This is a genomic window from Moorella sp. E306M (genome assembly GCF_006538385.1).
GTDB lineage: Bacteria > Bacillota > DSM-521 > Neomoorellales > Neomoorellaceae > Neomoorella.
Genome location: NZ_BJKO01000001.1, coordinates 1,608,193 through 1,631,497 on the forward strand (window position 1 = coordinate 1,608,193; position 23,305 = coordinate 1,631,497).

22 protein-coding genes and 1 riboswitch are annotated in these 23,305 nt (G+C 58.0%); of the genes, 20 read left to right on the forward strand and 2 right to left on the reverse strand.

The genetic code is table 11. The annotated features are described in order from the left end of the window. Positions 1-35 precede the first annotated feature (35 nt). The 20 genes from FLZ89_RS08480 to FLZ89_RS08575 all read left to right on the forward strand — a co-directional run bounded on the left by FLZ89_RS08480 (position 36) and on the right by FLZ89_RS08575 (position 20,688). A complete protein-coding gene (locus tag FLZ89_RS08480) occupies positions 36-1,964 on the forward strand; it encodes an FAD-dependent oxidoreductase (protein ID WP_141262935.1) in 1,929 nt (642 codons plus the stop codon). A gap of 50 nt (positions 1,965-2,014) precedes the next feature. Further along, positions 2,015-2,157, forward strand: a riboswitch (molybdenum cofactor riboswitch). A gap of 103 nt (positions 2,158-2,260) precedes the next feature. Continuing rightward, complete coding sequence (locus FLZ89_RS08485) at positions 2,261-2,446, forward strand: hypothetical protein (protein ID WP_141262934.1); 186 nt, start codon at positions 2,261-2,263, stop codon at positions 2,444-2,446. Positions 2,447-2,459: 13 nt separating this feature from the next. After that, complete coding sequence (locus tag FLZ89_RS08490; protein ID WP_141262933.1) at positions 2,460-3,686, forward strand: molybdopterin molybdotransferase MoeA; 1,227 nt, start codon at positions 2,460-2,462, stop codon at positions 3,684-3,686. 107 nt (positions 3,687-3,793) lie between these two features. Beyond that, positions 3,794-5,050, forward strand: a complete 1,257-nt coding sequence (locus FLZ89_RS08495; RefSeq protein ID WP_141262932.1) for a molybdenum cofactor synthesis domain-containing protein — start codon at positions 3,794-3,796, stop codon at positions 5,048-5,050. 64 nt (positions 5,051-5,114) lie between these two features. After that, positions 5,115-6,086: a GTP 3',8-cyclase MoaA gene (gene moaA / locus FLZ89_RS08500; protein WP_141262931.1), complete on the forward strand. Its 972-nt coding sequence runs from the start codon at positions 5,115-5,117 to the stop codon at positions 6,084-6,086. Between the two features lie 160 nt (positions 6,087-6,246). Continuing rightward, complete coding sequence (gene moaC / locus FLZ89_RS08505) at positions 6,247-6,750, forward strand: cyclic pyranopterin monophosphate synthase MoaC (RefSeq protein ID WP_141262930.1); 504 nt, start codon at positions 6,247-6,249, stop codon at positions 6,748-6,750. After that, positions 6,735-7,172, forward strand: a complete 438-nt coding sequence (locus FLZ89_RS08510; RefSeq protein WP_141262929.1) for an MOSC domain-containing protein — start codon at positions 6,735-6,737, stop codon at positions 7,170-7,172. Before moaC ends, FLZ89_RS08510 begins: the two co-directional genes overlap by 16 nt. After that, positions 7,169-7,657 (forward strand): MogA/MoaB family molybdenum cofactor biosynthesis protein, encoded by a 489-nt coding sequence (locus FLZ89_RS08515; protein ID WP_141262928.1) that lies wholly within the window; start codon positions 7,169-7,171, stop codon positions 7,655-7,657. The genes FLZ89_RS08510 and FLZ89_RS08515 overlap by 4 nt, the downstream gene beginning before the upstream one ends. 287 nt (positions 7,658-7,944) lie before the next feature. Beyond that, the gene (locus FLZ89_RS08520; protein WP_172613517.1) at positions 7,945-8,757 is read left to right on the forward strand and encodes a dihydroorotate dehydrogenase electron transfer subunit; all 813 of its coding nucleotides are present in this window, start codon (positions 7,945-7,947) and stop codon (positions 8,755-8,757) included. After that, positions 8,742-9,677, forward strand: a complete 936-nt coding sequence (locus FLZ89_RS08525) for a dihydroorotate dehydrogenase (protein WP_172613518.1) — start codon at positions 8,742-8,744, stop codon at positions 9,675-9,677. Before FLZ89_RS08520 ends, FLZ89_RS08525 begins: the two co-directional genes overlap by 16 nt. 129 nt (positions 9,678-9,806) lie before the next feature. Continuing rightward, positions 9,807-10,382 carry an orotate phosphoribosyltransferase gene (gene pyrE, locus FLZ89_RS08530; RefSeq protein WP_141262926.1) on the forward strand — a complete coding sequence of 192 codons (576 nt, stop codon included), beginning with the start codon at positions 9,807-9,809 and terminating at the stop codon, positions 10,380-10,382. Positions 10,383-10,437: 55 nt separating this feature from the next. Further along, a complete protein-coding gene (locus FLZ89_RS08535; RefSeq protein WP_141262925.1) occupies positions 10,438-11,280 on the forward strand; it encodes a fumarate hydratase in 843 nt (280 codons plus the stop codon). An 11-nt stretch (positions 11,281-11,291) separates the two neighbouring features. Beyond that, positions 11,292-11,852: a Fe-S-containing hydro-lyase gene (locus FLZ89_RS08540; RefSeq protein ID WP_141262924.1), complete on the forward strand. Its 561-nt coding sequence runs from the start codon at positions 11,292-11,294 to the stop codon at positions 11,850-11,852. Positions 11,853-12,020: 168 nt separating this feature from the next. Further along, a complete protein-coding gene (locus FLZ89_RS08545) occupies positions 12,021-12,650 on the forward strand; it encodes a corrinoid protein (protein WP_141262923.1) in 630 nt (209 codons plus the stop codon). Between the two features lie 11 nt (positions 12,651-12,661). Continuing rightward, positions 12,662-13,459 carry a methyltetrahydrofolate cobalamin methyltransferase gene (locus tag FLZ89_RS08550; RefSeq protein ID WP_141262922.1) on the forward strand — a complete coding sequence of 266 codons (798 nt, stop codon included), beginning with the start codon at positions 12,662-12,664 and terminating at the stop codon, positions 13,457-13,459. Positions 13,460-13,527: 68 nt separating this feature from the next. Continuing rightward, positions 13,528-15,345, forward strand: coding sequence for a histidine kinase (locus FLZ89_RS08555; RefSeq protein ID WP_141262921.1), 1,818 nt, complete (start codon positions 13,528-13,530; stop codon positions 15,343-15,345). 24 nt (positions 15,346-15,369) lie between these two features. After that, positions 15,370-17,022: a response regulator transcription factor gene (locus FLZ89_RS08560; protein WP_172613519.1), complete on the forward strand. Its 1,653-nt coding sequence runs from the start codon at positions 15,370-15,372 to the stop codon at positions 17,020-17,022. After that, the gene (locus tag FLZ89_RS08565) at positions 17,012-18,841 is read left to right on the forward strand and encodes an ASKHA domain-containing protein (protein WP_253256546.1); all 1,830 of its coding nucleotides are present in this window, start codon (positions 17,012-17,014) and stop codon (positions 18,839-18,841) included. Before FLZ89_RS08560 ends, FLZ89_RS08565 begins: the two co-directional genes overlap by 11 nt. Before the next feature lie 19 nt (positions 18,842-18,860). Continuing rightward, the gene (locus FLZ89_RS08570) at positions 18,861-19,883 is read left to right on the forward strand and encodes a uroporphyrinogen decarboxylase family protein (protein WP_141262918.1); all 1,023 of its coding nucleotides are present in this window, start codon (positions 18,861-18,863) and stop codon (positions 19,881-19,883) included. 115 nt (positions 19,884-19,998) lie between these two features. Next, entirely contained in the window at positions 19,999-20,688 is a 690-nt protein-coding gene (locus FLZ89_RS08575) for a hypothetical protein (RefSeq protein ID WP_141262917.1), read from the forward strand. 20 nt (positions 20,689-20,708) lie between these two features. Here FLZ89_RS08575 and FLZ89_RS08580 read toward each other — a convergent pair whose 3' ends face one another. After that, positions 20,709-21,548 carry an aminotransferase class IV gene (locus tag FLZ89_RS08580; RefSeq protein ID WP_141262916.1) on the reverse strand — a complete coding sequence of 280 codons (840 nt, stop codon included), beginning with the start codon at positions 21,546-21,548 and terminating at the stop codon, positions 20,709-20,711. 140 nt (positions 21,549-21,688) lie between these two features. Beyond that, on the reverse strand, positions 21,689-23,098 hold the full coding sequence (gene pabB / locus FLZ89_RS08585; RefSeq protein WP_141262915.1) for an aminodeoxychorismate synthase component I: 1,410 nt from the start codon (positions 23,096-23,098) through the stop codon (positions 21,689-21,691). Positions 23,099-23,305: the final 207 nt, after the last annotated feature.

Here is a 23,305-nt window from a genome sequence, read left to right on the forward strand (position 1 = left end):
AAAGAACGTCAAGAATATGGTGAGGAAATGAGTAAATGTCGGGCAAAAAGAAACTGTATCTTTTTTTAAGCTTTATTATACTTTTAGCAACCCTGGCGGGGTGGCGCCTCTGGCCAGGTCGGGTAGCTGCTTTTGAGCGGGCCAGGTATTATTTAACCATATGGCGGGCCTGGGCCGGGCAGGTAGTTGCCCAACAGGCACCCGACCCGGCTGCTTTTCCGCCGGCGCCGCCGCCGGTTGCCGGGGCGAGTTACGACGTACTAGTGGTAGGTGGGCAACCGGAAGGTGTCGCTGCGGCTATCTCTGCCGCTCGCCAGGGGGCCAAGGTCCTGCTGATGGAAAGGCGCGACGGCCTGGGCGGCCTTTTTACCTATGGCTGGCTCAACTTTATTGACATGAATTACGGGCCGAAACACGAACTGCTGACCCGCGGTACTTTTCTTGATTTCTACCGCCAGGTAGGGGGCAGCGTTTTTGATGTCACCGTGGCCAAAAAGGTCTTCCTGGACATGGTGGAGCGTTACCCCAACCTGGCTTTAAGCCTGAATACTGCTTTTAAAGCGCCCATCCTGGAGGGCAATAAACTGATCGGCATCAGAGCCGTCAAGGACGGCCAGGAAATAACCTTCTACGCCGGCCGGATCATCGACGCTACCCAGGATGCCGATGTTGCCGCTGCGGCCGGCGTTCCTTATACGGTAGGCGCCGAGGATATGGGCGAGAAAGAGCGGCGCCAGGCAGTGACCCTCGTCTTTCACCTGGGGGGGATAGACTGGGCGGCCCTGGAGCAGGCCGTCAAGGGAGGCCGGATCAAAGACGCTAAGATTTCCGACCGGGCCGCCTGGGGCTTTGCCGACATTGGCGCTGCCTACCAGCCCTCCACCTCGCGCTTGCGGCTGCGGGGCTTAAATATCGGCCGCCAGAATGACGGCACCATCCTCATTAACGCCCTGCAGATCTTTGGTGTCGATGGACTGAGCGAGGCTGCCAAAACTGAAGCCATGGAACTGGCCCGGAAAGAACTGCCGGCTATTACTGACTTCTTGCGCTCCCGGCTGCCCGGTTTTGCCGGGGCCAGGCTCCTGGGGGCAGCGCCGGAACTCTACGTCCGGGAAACCCGCCACATCAAGGCCCTTTACCAGCTGGACCTGAATGACGTCCTCTTTAACCGCTATTTCCCCGACGCCATCGCCCTGGGGTCCTATCCGGTGGATGTCCAGGCGACTTCACCCCAGGATACGGGTTACGTCTACGGCCGGCCGGAAGTCTACAGCATACCCTTTCGCTCCCTGGTGCCCCAGGGGGTTGACAACCTCCTGGTGGTAGGGCGCTCGGCCGGCTATACTCACCTAGCTGCTGGTAGTGCCCGGGTAGTGCCCATAGGTATGGCTACCGGCGATGCTGCCGGGGTGGCGGCCGTTTATTCCCTGCAGGTTAATAAAAATTTCCGGGAACTGGCGGCCAGCCCCGGGGACATCAAGGCCATCCAGGATAAACTGGTGAAAATGGGGGCCTATCTCAAGGATTATCATATAAAGAACCCACTGGAAAATCACTGGGCCTTTGAAGGTTTAAAATTTGTTAACCGGTGGGGCCTTATTGTTGCTGGTTATAATAATGACTGGAAGCTGGATGACCCGGTGAACCAGGCAAGCTTTTACTATATGACGGCCAATGCCTTAAAAAGGGCAGCCGGCCGGGGCGATCTGGTTGCCGCTAAGTCTGCAGCCTTACAGCCCTATCTCGAGCGGAAACCTTTAACGCGGGGCAATGCCGCCCGTCTTCTTCTAACCTACCTGGGCGAGGATACGGCGGCTTTAGACCCGGCGGCAGCCGTGGCCCGGGCCGGGGGGAGGGGCCTCCTGCCCCTGAATAAGACGGGAGGCGATCCGCAGGAAATAGTAACCGGAGCGGAAGCTTACTACGCCACCGAGAGGCTTTGCGCCCTGGTGGGTAAAAGGTAAAGCCATAATTCCTACTTGCTTCCTGCTTCTGGTTATGCTACAATCAATATAACCGCATATATCTCCGAGCCAGTGGGCCTAAGGTTTTAAGGCTATGGCCGCTGGCCTCCTGCCTGCTTGCCAGGCAGCGACGGGGTAGGCGGGGAAACCTGCCTGCCTCCCGGAATGGGAAAGGAGTTTTCAGTAACTTCAGGCACCCTTCCGGGTGCCTGTAAATTTTTAGGGCTAAAAGGGAATAAAGGCCGGCCCCAGTAAGTCAATAAATATAAAGACGAACTTCCTAGGAGGGATATTTTATGGTTGACCGGGAAGCCGTCCGGGCAGCAGTAAAAGAAGCGGCTGCTGACCATGGTGGCAAGCTGCCCTGCGCGGTGGCCCAGGAAGTAGCTCGCCGCTTGCAGGTACCCATGCGTGAGGTGGGACAGGCTGCCGACGACTTAAAGATTAAGATTATCCAGTGCCAGCTGGGATGTTTTGAGTAGCAGGGGGATATGGATGGAACTCTTCCGGGTGGTAACTCTAGCAGAAGCGCGCCGGATGCTTTCCCGCTACTGGCCCCTGCCGGGACGGCAGGAAGTGATTTTACCCCTGCTTGCTGCCCTGGGGCGGGAACTGGCCCGGCCGGTGACGGCGAAGGACGACGTTCCCGGTTTTACCCGCGCCACCATGGACGGATATGCCGTCCGGGCAGTTGATACCTTCGGGGCCAGGGAAAGCGAACCGGTAATTTTACACCTGGTAGGAGAGGTAGCTATGGGGCAACCGGCGGCAGTCACTGTTGGCCCCGGCGAGGCGGTGGCCGTATCTACTGGCAGTATGATACCCCCAGGGGCTGATGCCGTGGTTATGGTGGAAAATACGGAAGTCCAGGAGGGGGACTGCGTCGCCGTTTTTAAACCCGTGGCCCCGGGGCAGGACCTGGTGCGCCAGGGTGCCGACGTGCGCGCCGGTACCACCGTCCTGCCTGCCGGCCATACTTTGCGGCCCCAGGACCTGGGAGTGCTGGCCAGTCTGGGGGTAACCCGGGTGACTGTATATGAACCCTGGCGGGTGGGCATCCTGGCTACCGGCAATGAAATCGTCCCTCCCGAGGCTGATCCCGGACCCGGCCAGGTAAGGGATATTAATTCCTACACCCTGGCCGGACTGGTCAGGAAGTGTGGCGCTGAGGCCGCCCTGTACGGTATTGCCCCCGATGATATGGAAGAGCTCACAACCGGGGTACGAAAGGCCATGACGGAAAACCACCTGGTGCTCCTTTCCGGCGGCAGCTCTGTCGGCACCCGCGATTTAACCGTCCAGGTCCTGGCTGGCCTGGGACAGCCGGGTATCCTCTTTCACGGTGTGGCCCTCCGCCCGGGTAAGCCCACCGTTGCGGCAGTGGCCGGCGATAAGATGATTTTGGGCCTGCCGGGCCATCCCGTTTCAGCCATGGTTGTTTTCAGGCTCTTAATCGAACCCCTGCTGCGCTACGGGAGCTACGATCATCTGGCCGGGAGGACGGTGGAGGCGATCTTAAGCCGGACAGTTACTTCTATTCCCGGCCGCGAGGATTATATCCGCGTCCGCCTGGAAGCAGGCCCGGATGGGTACCTGGCCGTACCGGTACCCGGGGGCTCGAGTATGATCTCATCCATGGTCCAGGCCGACGGCCTGGTAGCCATACCCATGGAGGAAGAGGGTCTGGAAGCCGGTACGAGGGTAGAGGTTAAATTATTTTAGGTGCCCCGGTATTTAGTAGCTTGTTTAATCCCGTCTTCTATAGTGCGTTAAGAGGAACCGGAGAGGGGAATTATGTTCTATTAAACCCGGGAAGGAAGGGTTGGTAATTGGCACGCAAGGTCTTTGTCACCAACAGGCCATGGCAGGAGGCCCTGGAGGAATTTCTAGGATCTTTAAGGTCCAATGGCTACCTGGCGGGGCTGCCGGCTGAAGAAGTAGACGTTACCCGGGCCCTGGGCCGGGTGACGGCAGCACCGGTCTATGCCGCCATCTCCTCACCCCACTACCCGGCGGCAGCCATGGACGGGATAGCGGTGCGGGCGGAAAAGACCTTTGGTGCCAGCGAGGGGGAACCTCTGGAGCTGGCCCCGGACCGCGAGGCAGTGCTTGTCGATACGGGCGATCCCTTACCGGAGGGCTTTGACGCCGTTATTATGATTGAAGAGGTGGTCTTTAAAGATAAGGCAACGGCTGTCATCAGGCGCCCGGCTGTACCAGGGCAGAACGTCCGGCCGGTGGGCGAGGACATCATGGCCGGCGAGCTGCTGGTGTCGGCCGGCCATGCCCTCACCCCCTATGACCTTGGAGGCCTCCTATCTGCCGGAGTAACGAGGGTGGCCGTCCGGCCGCGACCGCGGGTAGCCATCCTGCCCACGGGGACGGAGGTGGTGCCGCCAAACCCCAACCCGGCTCCCGGCCAGATTCTGGAGTCTAACGGTACCATGCTGGCTGGCCTGGTCGTACAGTGGGGGGGTGAGCCCCGGGTTTACCCCATTACCCCGGATGATTACCAGCTCTTAAAGGAACGCCTGGTGCAGGCCGTAGCGGAAAGCGACCTGGTCCTCATCAATGCCGGCTCATCGGCCGGGCGGGAGGACTATACCGCCCGCCTGGTGGCTGAGCTGGGGCAGGTGTTGACCCATGGGGTCGCCACCCGGCCCGGAAAGCCGGTAATCCTGGGTATAGTCGATGGAAAGCCGGTGATTGGCGTACCCGGCTACCCGGTATCCGCCGCCCTGTGCGCGGAACTCTTTGCCAGGCCCGTTATCTATTACCGCCAGGGCCTGGAACCGCCCCGGCGGGAGCGGGTGCAAGCCGTCCTGGCCCGTAAAATCTACTCCCCCCTGGGCCGGGAGGAGTTTGTCCGTGTCCGCCTGGAAAGAGAAGGGGGCAGGCTGGTGGCCATTCCGACCTCCCGCGGTGCCGGCACCATCATGGCCCTGGCCCGGGCCGACGGTATTGTGGTGGTACCCCGCCTGGCCGAGGGTTTTGCCGCCGGCCAGGAAGTGACGGTATATCTCCTGCGGCCGCGGGAAACCCTTCTGGAAGAAACTCCACACCGGAGCCAGGACCATCAAGGGTAGCTATAATTTAGAATAAAAAAGCGGCATAACGAAGAAGCCTTTGCCGGAGAAAAGAGGGAGACCGGTGGAAGATGCCTTTCGCCGTCAGATAAACTACCTGCGTATTGCCATAACCGACCGCTGCAACCTGCGCTGCCGCTACTGTATGCCGGCTACCGGGGTGCCCTTAAAGAGTCACCAGGATATCCTCCGCCTGGAGGAGATCGTCACCATTGCGCGGGTGGCCGGCAGCACCGGGATAAACCGCATCCGCCTCACCGGGGGCGAGCCCCTGGTGCGCAAAAACGTCGTGACCCTGGTGCGGGAGCTGGCTAAACTTCCGGCCATCAAAGAGGTTTCCCTGACCACCAATGGCATCTTCCTGAGCGGCCTGGCCAGGCCCCTCAAAGAAGCGGGCTTGAGCCGGGTGAATATCAGCCTGGACACATTAAAGAAAGAACGTTACCGTTATATCACCCGCCGCGGCAATATCAGCAGCGTCTGGCAGGGCATCCATGCCGCCCTGGCCGTGGGCCTGACACCGGTAAAACTCAATGTTGTCGTTACCCGCGGCTTTAATGACGACGAGATCCTGGATTTTGCCCGACTGGCTCAAGAAAAGCCTTTGCATATCCGCTTTATTGAACTGATGCCCATTGGCGCGGCTGCTGCTTCTGCTGGCGGTTATGTATCCATGGACGAGATTAAAAGCCGGATCAGCCGGGTCTATCTCCTGGAACCTTTAGCGGACCTGGTAACCAACGGGCCGGCAGTTAACTTTAAGGTGGCCGGCGGTAAAGGCAGTATCGGCTTTATCAGCGCCATGTCCAGTCACTTTTGTCATCGCTGCAACCGCCTGCGCCTGACGGCCGACGGGAAACTCAGGCCCTGCCTCTACTGGGACGGGGAAATAGACATCAAAGGGCCTTTACGCGCCGGGGCTTCGGAGGCGGAACTGGCGGCTATTTTTGCCCGGGCTGTGACCTTAAAGCCGGCCGAACACCATATGGAAACCGGCTGGCGCCAGCCGCGGGTCATGTCCCAGATCGGCGGCTGATGTTTAAGAAGTGAGAGGTGGGAAGTGGGAAGTAGGAGTTGGTTTAAGTTAAGCTCCGGTGAGGTTAATGTCCGTGGGGGGAAGCGGGTCGTTCCTTCACTAAAGGTTTGTATCTGTAAAGGCACAAAGTAAATAAGCAGTGTATTATGGAGGCATTGTTATGAGCAATCCCCTGACCCACCTTGATGCCAAAGGTGCTGCACGAATGGTAGATGTGGGCGCCAAGGCCGTTACCGAGCGGGTGGCCGTAGCCCGGGGACGGGTACTGATGAGCAAAAACACCCTTGATCTCATCCTGGAGGGGCAGGTGCCCAAGGGTGACGTCCTGGCCGTGGCCCGGGTGGCCGGCATTATGGCCGCCAAGCAAACGGGGTCGTTAATCCCCCTCTGCCACCCCTTGTCCATCAGCGCGGTGAGCGTCGACTTCCGCCCTGACCGGGACACGGGGACCCTGGAAATTGAAGCCCGGGTGAAGACCACCGGCCAGACCGGGGTGGAAATGGAAGCCCTGACGGCGGTCAGCGTGGCCGCCTTGACCATTTACGACATGTGCAAAGCCGTTGAGCGGGGCATGGTTATCGATAACATCAGGTTAATCGAAAAAACGGGTGGCCGCAGCGGCCACTTCCAGCGGGAAGGTGAGGAACCATGGGACGTATCGTAGCCGTCTGCACCTCGGCCAGTAAGGGTGAGCGTAAAAAGAATATTGGCCGGGGGATGCTCATTGCCAACCACGGCCTGGAGGGCGACGCCCATGCTGGCCCCTGGCACCGCCAGGTGAGCCTCCTGGCCATGGAAAGCATTACCAAAATGCAGGCTAAAGGCCTGCAAGTGGGCCCCGGCGACTTCGCCGAGAACCTGACGACGGAGGGTATTGATCTGGTATCCCTGCCGGTGGGTACGAAATTAAGAATCGGCGACCGGGTCCTGGCCGAGGTCACCCAGATCGGCAAGCAGTGCCACAGCCGCTGTGCCATTTACCAGCAGGCCGGCGACTGCGTCATGCCCCGCGAGGGCATCTTTGTGGCCATCCTGGAGAGCGGGCCGGTCCAGGTGGGTGATCCTATCGAGGTGGTGGCCTCGTGATCCGGGTAGCAATACTTACGGCCAGCGATAAGGGAGCCCGGGGCGAGCGGGAGGATAAGAGCGCGGCCGTCATCCGGGAAATGGTAGCGGATCTTGGCGAAGTGGTGGCCTATGAGGTTGTTCCTGATGAGCGCCGGCTCCTGGCCGCCAAACTGCAGGAGTTTTGCGATGTGGTGGGGGCCGATCTCGTTCTCACCACCGGGGGCACCGGCTTCAGCCCCCGGGATGTTACCCCCGAAGCCACCCGGGATGTGATCGAAAAGGAAGTACCGGGGCTGCCGGAGGCCATGCGGGCGGCAAGCCTGAAGTTAACCCCCCAGGCCATGCTCTCCCGGGCTGTAGCCGGCATCCGGGGGAAGACTCTCATCGTCAACCTGCCCGGCAGCCCCAAAGGGGTGCGGGAAAACCTGGCGGCCATATTGCCGGCCCTGCCCCATGGTCTGGCCATCTTAAAGGGCGAGGCCGGCGAGTGCGGCCGGGAGTAAAAGATATCCCCGGCTTTAGATTTTAAGCCTCGGCTAGTAGTGACGCCGGGGTTTTTTGTAGCAGTTACCATAATAATTTCAGAGGAAAAAACTAACTTAAGTATTGGGGCTTCAAGCAGGGTAGCGATTGGCCAATAATCCAATAATAACTTAAGGAAGAAAACCTATCTGAAACTTGGGTGGTAGTTAACGAAGTGTCTGCTATTTTTTTAACCGCCAGGCTTTTTCATGCAGGAAAAACGAAAACCATGACGAATATATTAGAGATTTTTGCGTAAAGGGTGACCATGTTGATTCAGAACCTGGAAGCGGAAATCCTGGCTTCGCACCAGATTGGGCGGGAGGTTTTTCTCTTAAAACTGCAGGCCCCGGCAATTGCTGCCGCAGCGCAACCGGGGCAATTTGTCCATATTCGCTGTTCAGAGACCCTGGACCCCCTGCTGAGGCGTCCGTTAAGCATCCACGACGTCGGCGCCGGGGGAGAATTATTCCTGTTGTACCAGGTAAAGGGCCGCGGGACGGCCTGGCTGGCCCGGCAGGGAGCAGGAAAAAAAATCAATATTTTGGGCCCTATCGGCCGCGGTTTTACTTTACCGGCCAATAAAAGGGTGGCTTTAGTAGCAGGGGGGCTGGGTATTGTTCCCTTGCTTTTTCTTGCCCGGCGGGCGCTGGAGGCGGGGAATGAAGTTGACTTTTTTTATGGCGCCCAGGACAGGGAACGATTATATCAATTAGAAACTTTAAAGGCTATGAAGATTAACCTGTTTGTGGCTACGGATGATGGCAGCGAAGGTTTTTATGGACCGGTGACCAAACTATGGGAGCATTATCTCGAGGAAAGGACTTATGACCGTTGTTATGCCTGTGGCCCAAGGGCCGGAATGGCGGAATTCGCCCGCCTGGCGAGTAAATTTTCTATTACGGCAGAGGTTTCTTTGGAAGAAAGAATGGCCTGCGGACTCGGGGCTTGTCGTGGTTGTGTGACAGCCCTTCTTGATGCCCAGGGTAAAATATACTATGAAAACGTATGCACGGGTGGACCTGTTTTCGATGCAGCTACCGTGTATTGGGGAGACCAGGTAAAATGGAACAAACTGTGAAGGCGCCTAAAGTCAACCTGGCAGTTCAACTGGCGGGTTTAACTTTACAGAATCCGATAATGCCGGCCTCCGGGACCTTTGGTTTTGGCGAGGAATATGCCCCTTTTATTGATCTCAACCGCCTGGGAGCCCTTGTGGTCAAGACCATTACCCTGCATCCTACCCCGGGCAACCCGCCGCCGCGCTTAATGGAAAGCTATTGCGGCCTGCTTAACTCCGTGGGCTTGCAAAACCCCGGCCTGGAGGTTTTCCTACGGGAGAAACTGCCCTATTTACGCCAGTATAGACCGCCCCTCATTGTCAGTATTGCCGGCAGGACCATGGAGGAGTACGCGGAGCTGGCCACGCGCTTGAGCGAGGCAAAAGGCATTGCCGCCCTTGAGGTCAATATCTCCTGCCCCAATGTCAAGGAGGGAGGGATTGTTTTTGGTACGGTGCCGGCCATGGCGGCCCGGGTGACGGCTATAGTCAAGGAACATACCCACCTGCCGGTGATAGTTAAATTAACCCCGAACGTCACTGACATTACTGCTATAGCTAGGGCGGTGGAAGATGCCGGCGCCGGTGCCATAGCCCTGATTAATACCCTCCAAGGCATGGCTATTGATATTGAAAAGCGCCGCCCGGCCCTGGCCAATATAGTGGGAGGCCTGAGCGGGCCGGCTATTAAACCAGTAGCCCTTTATGCTGTCTGGCGGGTAGCGCGGGCCGTAAAGGTGCCGGTAATCGGCATGGGCGGCATTATGACGGCTCGCGATGCCATTGAGTTTTTGCTGGCAGGGGCTAGTGCTGTGGCTGTGGGTACGGCTACCTTGGTTAACCCAGGAGCGATAATGGAGATAATCGCAGGATTAGAAAATTACCTGACAGAACAGGGCCTTGAAGACGTGCGGGAATTGATTGGTGCGCTGCAAACTTGATTAGCGGACCGACCTGGGAGTGTATATGTAGCTGCCCCGGGCAGCAGGCCCGTGCTTATGCAACTGCGATTACCGCTGCCTCTAGGGCAGAGATAGCAGACAAGTAAAATATCTAGAGGAGTGAAACAAGTGCTCGATCGGGAAGAAATCATGGCCATTTTTCGCCGTACAGGCGTATTATGGGAGGGACATTTTGTGTTAACCTCAGGCCTCCACAGCGGCCGTTACTTACAGTGTGCCCGGGTGCAGCAGTTCCCGGAGGAAAACGCCCTCCTCTGCCGGGACCTGGCGGCAAGATTTAAGGACCAGAGTATTACCGCCGTAGTGGGTCCTGCCATCGGTGCCATTATTATGTCTTATGAAATGGCCCGCAATCTCGGCGCCAGGGCCCTCTTTACCGAACGGGAAAATGGCGTCATGACCCTGCGCCGGAGTTTTACCCTGGAGCCGGGGGAACGGGTGCTGGTGGTGGAAGATGTCATCACCACCGGTGGTTCCGTGCGAGAGGTAATCAAGGTGGTAAAGGAGCACGGCGCGGTGCCGGTGGGGGTCGGCGTCCTGGTGGACCGCAGCGGCGGCAGGGCGGATATAGGTGTACCGGTACAATCATTGATCACCTTTGATATTGAGACGTATAAGCCGGCAGACTGCCCCTTATGCCGGCAGGGCTTACCGGTTGTCAAACCGGGCAGCAGGCAACAATAACGAAGCTTTTCGGTCCCATAAATATACCGGACTCATGCAAAGGGGCGGGAAGGTAATGCGTGAAATTAAAGCCCGGGAAATCACGGCGGCAGTGGCCAGGCTGTGCATCGAGGCCTGCTCGGTGCTGGGGCCGGACTGGTGGCAGGCCATGGCGGCAGCCCAGGCCAGGGAAGAAGCGCCTTTAGGGCGGGATATATTACAACAACTCCTGGAAAACGCCAGGCTGGCGGCCGGTACCGGGGAGCCCATTTGCCAGGATACCGGGGTGGCGGTAGTCTTTGTGGAAGTGGGACAGGAGGTACATATTACGGGCGGCAATCTTTATGAAGCCATCAACGCCGGCGTGAGGCAGGGCTATACGCAAGGCTACCTCCGCAAATCGGTAGTGGGCGATCCTTTACTGCGTAAAAATACCGGCGACAATACGCCGGCCATTATCCACACGGAGATAGTCGACGGGGATCGCTTGAAGATTACGGTGGCCCCCAAGGGCGCCGGCAGCGAGAATATGTCGGGGGTAAAGATGCTCAAACCGGCCGACGGTGTGGCGGGCATAAAGAAATATGTACTCCAAGTGGTGGAGGAGGCCGGCGGCAACCCGTGCCCGCCCATTGTCGCCGGCGTGGGCATAGGCGGCAACCTGGAAAAGGCCCCTTACCTGGCGAAAAAGGCTCTCCTGCGCCCCCTGGGGCAGCGCCATCCTTTAAGCCATGTTGCCGCACTGGAAGAAGAACTGCTGGCGGCTATCAACGCCACCGGCATCGGACCCCAGGGCCTGGGGGGAAGGGTAACGGCTTTGGATGTCCATATAGAAATTTACCCGACCCACATTGCTTCTTTACCGGTCGCCGTCAACCTGCAGTGCCATGCCGTCCGGCATGCCACCGCAATTCTGTAGGGGGTGGGCCTGTGCTTAGCATAACGACGCCTCTGGATGAGGCAACGGCCCGGAAGTTAAGGGCCGGGGATCAGGTTTTAATTAGCGGTACTATTTTAACCGGCCGGGATGCGGCCCACAAGCGGATGGTGGAAACCCTCCGGGCCGGCGGCGAGCTGCCCGTCGATCTCCGCGACCAGATTATCTATTACGTCGGCCCCTGCCCGGCCCGGCCCGGTAAAGTGATCGGCTCTGCCGGACCCACTACCAGCGGGCGGATGGATGCCTACGCGCCGTTGCTCATCAGGGAAAAGGGCTTGAGGGGGATGATCGGTAAAGGCGGCCGCAGCCCGGAAGTAATTCAGGCCATGCAGCAAGTCGGGGCCGTCTATTTCCTGGCCACCGGTGGTGCGGGTGCCCTCCTGGCCCGGCACATTAAAAAGGCCACCGTCATTGCCTACGAAGACCTGGGGCCGGAGGCCATCTACCGCCTGGAAGTAGAAGAATTTCCGGTGATTGTGGGTATTGACTCCGAGGGGAATGACTTATATACGATCGGCCGGGCGAAGTATCGCCGGGAGCTTTCGCCTTGAAGTCCGGGAAGGGGCCTGCCAGAATCCAACGGGGAAAAGATATCCAGATAATATCCTCCTAGGGCAAGAAAACAAACCTTTGGCAAGAATTTAGCCTTGCAGCGTAAGTAATCTTAAAATAAACTTAAAAATGAACCAACATGAATATTCTCAAGGAGGCAAGGCAAAGTGGCAGTCCTGGAGGAAATTAAAGAAGCCTTGATGGCCGGCAACGCCAACAAGGTCAAGGAGCTGACCCAGAAGGCCCTGGATGAGGGCATTGCTCCCACCACCATTATTAACGACGGCCTGATTGCAGCCATGAATATCATTGGCGTCAAGTTTAAGAACAATGAAGTTTACGTGCCTGAGGTCTTGGTGGCGGCCCGGGCCATGCATGCCGGTATGGATGTGGTCAAACCCCTGCTTGCAGGTGACGCCCTGGAGGATAAAGGAACCTTCGTCATCGGTACGGTTAAGGGCGACCTCCACGATATCGGCAAGAACCTGGTCATCATGATGATGGAAGGTGCCGGCTTCAAGGTAGTTGACCTGGGTATCGACGTGCCGGTAGAGAAATTTGTCCAGGCGGTAGAAGAGCACAAACCGCAGCTGGTCGGCATTTCGGCCCTGCTGACATCCACCATGATGCAGATGAAGAAAACTGTCGAGGGCCTGGCGGCTTACCGCGATAAAATCAAGATTATGGTCGGCGGCGCTCCAGTAACCCAAAAATTTGCCGATGAAATCGGAGCCGACGGCTATGCTCCCGATGCTGCCTCGGCTGTAGATCTTGCCCGCCAGCTGCTGGCGTCATAGGAGGCCAGGAGATGCTGGTTGTCGGTGAGCTAATAAATTCCAGTCGTAAAGCTGTAGCCCAGGCCATTGCCAACCGTGATAAGGAATACATCCAGGACCTGGCCAGGAAGCAGGTTGAGGCCGGAGCCCACATTGTTGACGTCAACTGTGGGACAAGCATCGGTGAAGAAGACAAAGTGATGACCTGGCTGGTCAATATAGTCCAGGAAGTCGTCGACGTACCCTTATGTATCGACAGTCCCAGCGCCGAAGCTCTGGCCGCTGGCCTGGCGGCCCATAAAGGCCGGGCCATGATCAATTCCATCACTGCAGAGAAGCAGCGCTGGGAGGAAGTTTTGCCCCTGGTGCAGAAATATAAAGCCAGGGTCATTGCCCTCTGCATGGACGACGGCGGCATGCCGGAATCAGTGGCCGACCGCTTGCGGGTAGCCGGCAAGCTGGTACCAGGGCTTTTAGAGGCCGGGATACCGGAAGACGATATATACCTGGATCCCCTGATCAAACCCCTGGGGGTTAACAGTCAGTACGGCGTTGAAGCTCTTGACGCGGTGGCGGCATTAAAGGAAAAGTATCCCAAAGTTCATATCATCTGCGGCCTTTCCAATGTTTCTTTTGGTTTACCGGAGCGCCGGCTTTTAAACCGGGCTTTTATGGTTATGTGCTTAACTAGGGGGATGGATGCCTTTATTCTTGATCCCCTGGATACGCCCCTGATGGGTCTTTTGAAAGCGGCTACAGCCCTGGCCGGCCAGGATGAATACTGCCTGGAATATATTGCCGCCGCTCGCGCGGGGAAAATTAAAGCTTAAGCTGCGAGTAAATCCGACCGCAGGCAGGGAGGCTCCCTGCTGCGGTCGTTTTTATTAGGAGGAAAAATATGTCTTTTTCCCTGGAAAATTTGATCCAGGCTGTAATCGACGGCAACGCCGTCCAGGCACGGGAAGAAGTTAAAAAGGCCCTGACCGCCGGGGTAGAACCGGCCCAGATTATTTCCGACGGCTTTGTGGCCGCCATGGATGTGGTGGGAGAAAGGTTTGAACGCAATGAGATTTACGTCACCGACCTGATTATTACCGCCCGGGCCATTCACGCCGGTTTAAAGGAACTCAAGCCTTTTATGCTGGCCGGCCAGGTGCAGCCGGTGGGGCGGGCCATTATCGGTACCGTTCAGGGAGACATCCATGATATCGGCAAAAATTTATTGGGGATAATGCTCGAAGCCTCGGGTTTTGAAGTAATTGACCTGGGCGTCAATGTCGCCCCCAGTACCTTTGTCGAAGCGGTAATTAAATACCGTCCTGACGTCCTGTGCCTGTCAGCCCTCCTTTCTTCTACCCGTAAAGCCATGGGTGAAACCATTGAAGCCCTGCAAGAGGCCGGCTGGCGGGGTAAGGTTAAAGTGGTGGTGGGCGGTACGCCCCTCAATGAGACTATTGCTGCCAAAATGGGGGCCGATGGCTACGCGCCCGATGCTGCCACCGCCGTCCAGCTGATCAAGGACCTGATCGACGCCGGCCAGAAACGCCAGGCGGTCCTGGCGCCGGCTACCCTGGATTTATTCTTTGGGGAAGGTTCCCTGGAAGACCTGCAGCGCGCCTTTACCCGTATGACCGGGCTGCACCTGGTCATGGTGGATGCCGCCGGCAATCCTTTGACCCCCCTGGGAGGCTTCCTGGAATGCTCCCGCCATTGCCATTTACTTCAGGGCAGCCCGGCCAAAGACGTGGATGTTACCACCCTGGCGGGTAATTTTAAAGAAGCTTTTATTTACCGCTGTCATGCCGGCCTGGTGGAAATATCTTATCCCCTGGCCAATGAAGACGGGACTGTGGGAGCCGTCCTCTGCGGCCACTGCCTTTTAGAGGGCGATCCCGCCCCGGCTCAATTGCAGACGGCCGTACCGGTGCTGTCCATAAAGGATCTAGAAGCCGTCTGCGGCCTCCTCTCCTTTGTCTCCGGGCAGATCATGCAGCTCAACGCCGTTTTACTGGTCAATAAAGAACTGGAGGAGCAGCGCGCGAGCTTTATCCACTTCCTGAAAAGGCAGCACCAGCTGGAGCAGGCCCTGAAGGATGCCGAACTCAAAGTCCTCCAGTCCCAGGTCAGTCCCCATTTCTTGTTTAATTCTTTAAATACCATCGCCCGCCTGGCCCTCTTTGAGGGGGCGGCAACTACGGAAAAAATGGTGCGCGCTCTGGCCCGCCTCATGCGCTACAGCCTCTACCAGGTCAAAGAAACGGTGACTCTGGCCGAGGAGGTAGCTGCCGTGCGCGACTACCTCTTTATCCAGGAGACGCGTTTTCCGGACCGGGTCCGGAGTCAGGTACTGATAGAGGAGGCTGTCCTGGATGCTCGGGTGCCCTGCATGGTCCTGCAGCCCCTGGTGGAAAACGCTGTCATCCACGGCCTGGAGCCCAAGGAGGAGGGCGGGAAAATTACCGTTTCCGGCCGCCGGGTGGGGGACCAGGTGCATATAGAAATAAAGGATGACGGCATTGGCATTCTTCCTGACGTCCAGAAGGCCATTTTTGACCTCCAGGTACGGGGCAGCGGCAAGGGCCAGGTCAGCGGGCTGGGGATTGTCAATGTCTACCGGCGCCTGCAGCATCAATTCGGCAGCAACTGCGCCCTGGATGTTACCAGCACGCCGGGAAAAGGGACTTGCATTCAGCTTACTTTTCCATATACAATTTGAGAAATGGGAAGTGAGAAGTGAGAGGTGAGTTTGTCCACGGAAATCAAGATCCTGCTTGTTGATGACGAACCCCTGGAACGGCAGGCCATGCGTTTTTTACTGGCCAGGGAACGGCCCCATTACCAGGTGGCCGCGGAAGCAGGTAATGGTATGGAGGCCGTAAACCTGGCAGCAGTTTTAAGGCCGGATATTGTCTTCCTGGACATTAAGATGCCCGTCATGGACGGCCTTACTGCCGGGCGGGAGATACGGTCACTTCTTCCCGAAACCAGGCTTATCTTTGTCTCCGCCTATGGCGAATTTGATTACGCCCGCGAAGCTGTTTCCCTGGGTGCCTCAAAATATCTATTAAAGCCGGTAGACGGGGAAGAAATGATCAAGCTCCTGGATGAACTGGTTGCCGATATTTCTGCAAGCCGCCGGCGCCAGCAGGAAACGGCCCGCCTCAAAGAGGCCCTGGAAAAAATGAAACCCCTGATCCGCCTGGGTTTTATTATGGATCTGATTAATGGGAATATAACGGCAGCCGAGGCCGAAAGCCGCGCCCTTTTCCTGGGGATTACCTCCCTCCCGCGGCTGGCCCTGCTGGTGGATATTGATAATTTTGCCAGCCTGGCCCGGGAAGGCTCGGAAATCGAACGGCAGCTTTTAAAGCAACGGGTAAGGGAAAGTATTGAAAAGGCAACGGCCGCTTGGCCGGGGGCCCTGGTAGCTCCCGCCACCAGGGACGAATTTGCCGTTCTCCTGCCCCTCGATCACCTGGAAAAGGAACGTGACGTCCGTCAGGCCGCTATCCACCTGGGCGAGGCTATCTGCCGCCAGGTGCGCCGGGATACGCAAGTGACCGTCACCGTAGGCATCGGCCGCCCGGCTGAAAAGGTCACCGGCCTGGCCCGCTCCTATGCCGAGGCGACGGTGGCAGCTGAATTCCGCCTGCTTTATGGCGGCGACCAGGTTATTCACGCTGACGACGTTACCACCAGGTCAATGACCACCCATTCCCTGCCGGCTTCAGAGGGACAAGAGCTGAGCCAGGCCATCCGCATGGGTGATCGCGAGCTGGCTTACCGCCAGGCCAGCAATATTTTAATGAAACTGGCCCTGGAACAGGAAAGGCGCCCCGCCCTGCTGAAAATGAAACTCCTGGAGCTGGTGGCCCTGGCAGCCAATGCCGCCCTGGAGGGCGGGGCCGATCCGGAGGCCGTTTCTAATCTCACCCTGGCCGCCAGCAGCGAATTTTTAAACCTTGATAACCTGGCGGATATGCGGCAGCTCATCCTGGAGCGCCTGATGGTCCTGGTAGATCAGGTAGCAGCCAGCCGGGAACAACGTAATTCTTCCCTTATTGACCGGGCCAGCAAGTTTATTGAAGCCAACTTCAGCAAGGATCTCACCCTGGAAGAAGTCGCCCAGCAGGTGTATTTAAGTCCTTGCTATTTCAGCCGCCTCTTCAAACAGGTTAAGGGCCAGAACTTTATTGACTACCTGACCAGAGTACGCCTTAGAGTAGCCAAAGAATTGTTGTTAAATACCGATTTGCCAGTGGCGGCAATAGCAGAACGGGTAGGTTATCATGACGCCCGTTATTTCGGACAGGTATTTAAAAAGCAAGAAGGGTACACGCCCAGCGTGTTCCGCAAAATAGGGGGTGCTAAGTTTGAAGGAAGTGTTGGTTGATTTCCAGCCGGTGGGCCGACGGGTGCAGGTAGCAGCCGGCCAGACTATTTTAGCCGCAGCCCAGCAGCTGGGGCTGGCCCTGGGAGCGGGGGGCCTGACGGCACCCTGCGGCGGCAGGGGGTTGTGCGGCCGCTGCCGGGTGCGGGTAGCCGCTGGCGACGCCGGGGAGCCGGCCGCGGCGGAAAAACGCTTCTTGAAGCCGGAGCAGCTGGAACAGGGTTATCGCCTGGCCTGCCAGGCAGTCATCCAGGGACCGCTGAAAGTGGAAATCCCGCCGGAATCCATGCTCGGAATTCAGAAACTTCAGGTGGAAGGGCTGGACGTTGCAGTAGTCCCGGAAGCGCCAGTTAAAAGGTATAACCTCTCTTTAACCAGGACGACCATTGAGAACCCCCGGCCCCTCTGGCAGCAGGTGGCCGGCGAACTGGAGGCCACTTATGGCCTGGACCGCCCGGAAATAGATTTTAACCTGGCTTTGGTAACAGAACCCATGGCGGCCGGCGGCACCAGCGTGGTTACGGTACGCGGTAAAGAAGTGATCAACATTTATGCCGGCCGGCCGGCGCCGCCGCCCTTAGGCCTGGCTGTCGACCTGGGGACCACAAAGGTGGCCGGTTTTCTTATCAATCTGGAAACAGGGGCTACCCTGGCTGCCGACGGGATCATGAACCCCCAGATCGCCTACGGTGAAGATGTCATGGCCCGCCTGGGCTACGCCCTGGAGGGAGAACAGGGATACCGGCGCATTCAAGAAGTAGCCATCGAGGGGCTGAACCGGCTGGCAGCCACCCTGGCCGGGAAGGCCGGCGTAACAACGACCGACATTGAGGAAGCCGTCATCGTGGGCAATACGGCCATGCACCACCTGCTGTTGCACCTGCCCGTAGAACAGCTCGCCCGGGCCCCCTACGTCCCGGCCCTGACCACACCGGTAGAGGTAAAGGCCCGGAGCCTGGGTTTAAACTTCAGCCCGGGTGCCTATGTTTATTTCCAGCCCGTAATTGCCGGCTTTGTCGGCGGCGACCATGTGGCCATGATCCTGGGTAGCCGTATTGACGTAGCCCGCAAGGTAACCCTGGGCCTGGACATCGGTACCAATACGGAGATTGTTTTAAGTTACGGTGGCAAAATGCTTTCCTGTTCCTGTGCCTCGGGGCCGGCCTTTGAAGGCGCCCACATCGCCCAGGGAATGCGCGCCATTACCGGGGCCATTGCTGCCGTCCGGTTAAGTGACGACGGCCGGGAGGTCTACTGGGAAAGCATCGGCGGAGTACCACCCCTGGGCATCTGCGGCTCCGGTATTCTCGATGCCGTGGCCGAGCTTTACCGCACCGGCGTCATTAATGCCAACGGCCGGTTGGATTTAAATCATCCCCGAGTCAGGCGACCTGCCGGGGGCGGCCCGCTGGAATTCCTCCTGGTACCGGCGGAGGAAACCGGCATTGACAGCGACCTGGTGGTAACCCAGAAGGACATCGGCGAGATCCAGCTGGCCAAGGCGGCCATCGCCAGCGGCACCCTGCTCCTCCTGGAGGCAGCGGGCCTCACGGTGGACGACCTGGAAGAAGTCGTGGTCGCCGGGGCCTTTGGCACCCACCTGAAGCTGGAGAGCGCCATTGCCATCGGCATGTTCCCCAAACTTCCTTTGAACGCCTTCCGCCAGGTGGGCAATGCCGCCGGCACCGGGGCGCGGCTGGCCCTCCTTTCCATGGACGAAAGGCGGCGGGGAGAAACAATAGCCCGCCAGGTGGGCTATATCGAACTCATGACCCGGCCGTCCTTCCGGGATGTGTTTATGAAGTCGCTTTTATTACCATAACTTCTGGAGGTGAAGGCCCGTGAACCATGTTGAGCGGGTGCAGGTGGCTCTATCCCGAGGACGACCCGACCGGGTGCCGGCAGGAGAATTTGAGCTTGAACCCGGGCTGGTGACAGTACTTTTGGGCCGGGAAGGACCGGCAGGTTTTGCCGCGGAGGTGGCTGCCCGGGAGTTTCTGGGGATGGACCTCCTGGCCGTTACCCCCCGGGCGCCGTTAAAGGAAGAGGGGAATGACTGCTTTCGGGATGTCTGGGGTCGGCGGCTGCGGCGGCAGGGGGGCTTCACTACCGTCCAGGCCCCAGCTATCCCCGCCATCAAGGAAGCAGCCAGTTACCGCCTGCCGGACGCGAACGCTTTTGACCTGCTTCTTTTAAGGCGCTGGCGGGAGGAGACGGATTTCTTCGTTTTTGCCTTTGTAGACGGCCCTTTCCAGGGAACCGGTAAGCTTTTTGATTTTACGGATTTTCTCCTGGCGGTGGCTGGACGGGAGGGAGCCATCGGCGACCTGGCCGCGGCTGTTGTCGACTTTAACGTGGAGCTGGCCCGCCTTTGTGTCCAGGCCGGGGCTCACGCCTTGATTATCGGTGACGACATCGCCTATGAACGGGGGACATATATCCGGCCGGCCCTGTGGCGGGAAATCTTTTTGCCCTTCCTGCGCCGCCAGGTGGAAGCTATTAAGGCTATGGGTGTACCGGTCCTTTACCACTCCGACGGTAACCTACAGGCCATTTTACCCGACCTGGCAGCTTTACCCCTGGACGGCATCCAGTGCCTGGAACCGGCCGCCGGCATGGATATTGGCACCATTAAAAAGGAATACGGCGGGCGCCTGTGCTTGATGGGCAACTTCGACTTGAATCTCCTGGCTTCAGGTACGCCGGAAACCATTACGGCGGCAGTGGAGCAGCTCCTGCTGGCGGCGGCTCCCGGCGGCGGGTATATCTTTTCTACCTCCAGCGGTATTTTGAGTGCCGACCTGCCGCCCCAGAACGTCCTGGCCCTTTACCGGGCGGTAGCTGAATATGGTGTTTATATGTAACCTGTTTTAGAAGGTGCTGGCTCCTGGACGTATTTTACTCCCAGCAATATCCAGGTATAACCCTTTCCGCCTGCCATATCAATTAAATAGGGATTCTGGCGGGAAGGTGGTTTTGTTGGCTGGTAAATTTTTACGCTGGCAGGTTATTTTACCCGTGGTGCTCGTCCTGACCCTGGCCGGTGGTTGGTCTTATGTCTATTACCTGCGGGAAATAAAGGTGGAACCCCAGGAACTTATCGTCCAGGCCCTGGATATTACCAACCAGGCAACCAGCTACCGTTTCCACGTCGAGGCAAGCCTGATTACCGGGGGAAATAAAATAGGCTTAAGCAGCCTGGACGGGGAGCGGGCCGGTGACGGCAGCCTGTATTTAAAGGGCCAGATGACCGGCCAGCCGGTGGAGATTTACCAGGTCAAAGATACCACTTATTTTCGCGACCCGACCTCCAAACGCTGGATGGTCACCCCTGGCAACAACCCCCTGGAGCAAGAAAAGTATATGGCTGAAATCAATCCCCTATCCATTTTAAAAATTACCCGGGTGGATGATTTGCAGTTTTTGGGCCGCCAGAAAAAGGTGCCGGGGAGGCCCTACCTCCTCACCTGCCGGCCGCAGGTCAACAACCAGTTCCTCAACAGCTACTGGCAGGATCTTTACTACCAGTTCTGGGTGGAACGGGGAAGCAACTACATCCGCAAAGTTTCCCTGGAAGCCGCCCACCGCCAGCGCCCCCAGGACAAACTGATCATGACCGTCGACTTCTACGATTTTAACAAGCGCATCAACATTAAACCGCCCCAGTAGGGGCGGTTTTACTTTTAGCATTAATTCAAGGTCCTGTCTATAAATTTTTCTTCCCTGTACCTGGCTTGGAGCAATGCTGTCACCGGGCCGGGCCGGCCGTTGCCGACGGGCCGGCCGTCCACCCATGTCAGGGGAAGGATCTCCATCAAGCTGTTGGTGAGAAAGGCCTCCCCGGCAGCCAGGAGAGCCTCGGGCTTTAAGGGTTCTTCCTTCACCGCCAGGCCCAGGCCGGCGGCGAGTTTTAGCACCCGGGCCCGGGCCAGGCCGGGCAGGGGGCCGCTGGCCAGGTCGGGAGTATAAAGGGTATCTTGCTGGATAAGAAAGAGGTTGCTGCGGCTGCCTTCGGCCAGATTACCGTCAAGGTTCAAAAGCAGGGCCTCCCGGGCACCCTTCTTCCGGGCTTCGGCCAGGGCCAGGAGGTTTTCCAGGTAGTTCATGGTCTTGAGGCCGGCCAGGGGAGAGTGCTGGTTGCGGCGAATGGTGACTATGGCAGCCCGGCAGCCTTTGCGGTAATCTTCCGGTGTATAGGGCAGGCCGTTTTCGGCCGTAAACATCAGGTTGTAGCCCTGGCCGCCCTGGAAAAAGTTCAGGCGGCCGCGGCCGGTGGTCACCTGGTTGGCGGCGATGGTAGCCTGGATAGCTGCTGGGAGGCCGGAGGTTTCGGGTACAGGCCAGCCCAGGCGCCGGGCACTGCTGGTAAGACGTTGAAGGTGTTCGGCGAGAAAAAGGGCCCTGCCCTTTTCGATGCGGATTGTTTCAAATAACCCCGCCCCGTACAGAAAACCAGGATCGGCGGGGCTGATTGCCGTTTCTGCCAGGGGCTGGAGAGAGCCGTTAAGGTAGACGATTGCTGCAGGCATAGGTGTTTTCCTCCGAAAATAGCTCACCTGCCGGTGAGCTTTTTTCTACTTTCCATGGTCCTTGCCGGAGCGGCTAAATGCTCGGGCCGTAGGACGGAAAGAACGGGGGCAGTTTCCTTCCGGGCGCCGTTTCCCCTCTTTCATAATCCCAGGGCCAGGATCAGTCCCCGGGCTTTGTCCAGGGTTTCCTGGTACTCCCTCTCTGGCTCTGAGTCGGCCGTGACGGCGCCGCCGACCTGGAAATAGGCCCGGCCGCCGGCCAGGAGAAAGGTGCGGATGACGATATTCCAGTCGGCTTCGCCGTCAAAACCCAGGTAGCCGATGGCGCCGGTATAGACGCTGCGCCTTACCGGCTCCAGTTCTTCGATGATTTCCATGGAACGTACTTTTGGTGCCCCGGTAATGGAACCTCCGGGAAAGGTGGCCCGCCACAAGTCCACCATATCCCTGCCGGGCTGCAGGGTGCCGGTGATGGTGCTTACCAGGTGGAAAACGGTGGCGTATTCTTCCAGGACAAAAAGCTCCGGCACCCGCACCGACCCTACCTGGCAGACCCGGCCCAGGTCGTTCCTTTCCAGGTCGATGATCATCACCAGTTCGGCCCGGTCCTTGGCACTGTTCCATAACTCCTGGCGTAAGGCAGCATCTTCGGCCGGGGTCCGGCCCCGGGGCCGGGTGCCTTTAATGGGCCGCGTTTCTACCTGGCCTTGACTGACCCGCAAAAACCTTTCCGGCGAGGCGCTGGCGATGGTGCCTTCTTTTAAGGACAGGTAGGCGGCAAAGGGAGCCGGGTTAACCCGCCGCAGGCACCGGTAAAGCTCCCAGGGTTCTACAGCAAGCTCTGTCTGCAGGCGCTGGGATAAGTTTACTTCAAAAATATCTCCGGCGGCAATATATTCCTTTGCCCTGGTGACGGCCCGGCAATAAGATTCGGGAGTAAAAAGGGAGTTAACGGGTGTTCTGATGCCGTCTGCTCCTGCCGGGGGCGGCAGGGGTCTTACCTTTTGCAGGCGCGCAGTTATTTCCTTTATCCGGGCCAGGGCTTCTTTTACGGCAGCGGGACCGGTAGCCGGAAAACCGCTGGCAGCCACGTAGACCCTTTCCTCGTGATGATCGATGGCTACGATGGTACTATAGAAAGCCAGGTAACTTTCCGGGAAGGGCAGGTCGTCGGCAGCCTGTGAGGGCAGCTTCTCGATGTAACGGCCCAGGTCATAGGCCAGGTAGCCGACAATGCCACCGGTGAAAGGAATGGGTTGTTCTCGCCGGGGGAGGATGTAGGGGGCTATAAGGGAGCGGATGATTTCCCAGGGATTGCCGGTAAGGGTTTGCACCGGTTGACCGGGAGAGGAGAGCCGGGCCTGGTAGCCCTTGGTTTTGACTACCAGGAAGGGGTCGCTGCCTAAAAAGGAATAGCGGCCCCAGCGGGGGTGAAAAAGGGCGCTTTCCAGCAGAAAGCTGTTTTCCCGGCCGCCGGCGAGGGCGGCATAAAGGGCCTCCGGGTCGGCGGGCGCCTTAACTTCGGTTACAATGGGTAATGCGGTAGTCATATCTATCCAGGCCTCCTCTATAAATAAAAAAACCAGCTCTAACCAAGCTGGTCCTCACCCCAAAAGCTCCGAGTCGTCTCATCTGAACTCTAACTCAGCGTTTCTCAACTATGCTCAACATATTTTAAGTTTTCCTCTAGACATATTAATAGCATATACAAGGTTCCTGGACAAGTACCTGTGCTACAAAAGACTTACCTTTCTTTT

What these genes read in the sequence shown, in the direction of transcription:
- FLZ89_RS08485 (WP_141262934.1), top strand. Translation starts at nt 2,261, where the DNA reads ATGGTTGACCGGGAAGCCGTCCGGGCAGCAGTAAAAGAAGCGGCTGCT.
- FLZ89_RS08480 (WP_141262935.1), top strand. Translation starts at nt 36, where the DNA reads ATGTCGGGCAAAAAGAAACTGTATCTTTTTTTAAGCTTTATTATACTT.
- FLZ89_RS08535 (WP_141262925.1), top strand. Translation starts at nt 10,438, where the DNA reads ATGCGTGAAATTAAAGCCCGGGAAATCACGGCGGCAGTGGCCAGGCTG.
- FLZ89_RS08490 (WP_141262933.1), top strand. Translation starts at nt 2,460, where the DNA reads ATGGAACTCTTCCGGGTGGTAACTCTAGCAGAAGCGCGCCGGATGCTT.
- FLZ89_RS08525 (WP_172613518.1), top strand. Translation starts at nt 8,742, where the DNA reads ATGGAACAAACTGTGAAGGCGCCTAAAGTCAACCTGGCAGTTCAACTG.
- pabB (WP_141262915.1), bottom strand. Translation starts at nt 23,098, where the DNA reads ATGACTACCGCATTACCCATTGTAACCGAAGTTAAGGCGCCCGCCGAC.
- FLZ89_RS08550 (WP_141262922.1), top strand. Translation starts at nt 12,662, where the DNA reads ATGCTGGTTGTCGGTGAGCTAATAAATTCCAGTCGTAAAGCTGTAGCC.
- FLZ89_RS08520 (WP_172613517.1), top strand. Translation starts at nt 7,945, where the DNA reads ATGTTGATTCAGAACCTGGAAGCGGAAATCCTGGCTTCGCACCAGATT.
- FLZ89_RS08580 (WP_141262916.1), bottom strand. Translation starts at nt 21,548, where the DNA reads ATGCCTGCAGCAATCGTCTACCTTAACGGCTCTCTCCAGCCCCTGGCA.
- FLZ89_RS08510 (WP_141262929.1), top strand. Translation starts at nt 6,735, where the DNA reads ATGGGACGTATCGTAGCCGTCTGCACCTCGGCCAGTAAGGGTGAGCGT.
- FLZ89_RS08555 (WP_141262921.1), top strand. Translation starts at nt 13,528, where the DNA reads ATGTCTTTTTCCCTGGAAAATTTGATCCAGGCTGTAATCGACGGCAAC.
- moaC (WP_141262930.1), top strand. Translation starts at nt 6,247, where the DNA reads ATGAGCAATCCCCTGACCCACCTTGATGCCAAAGGTGCTGCACGAATG.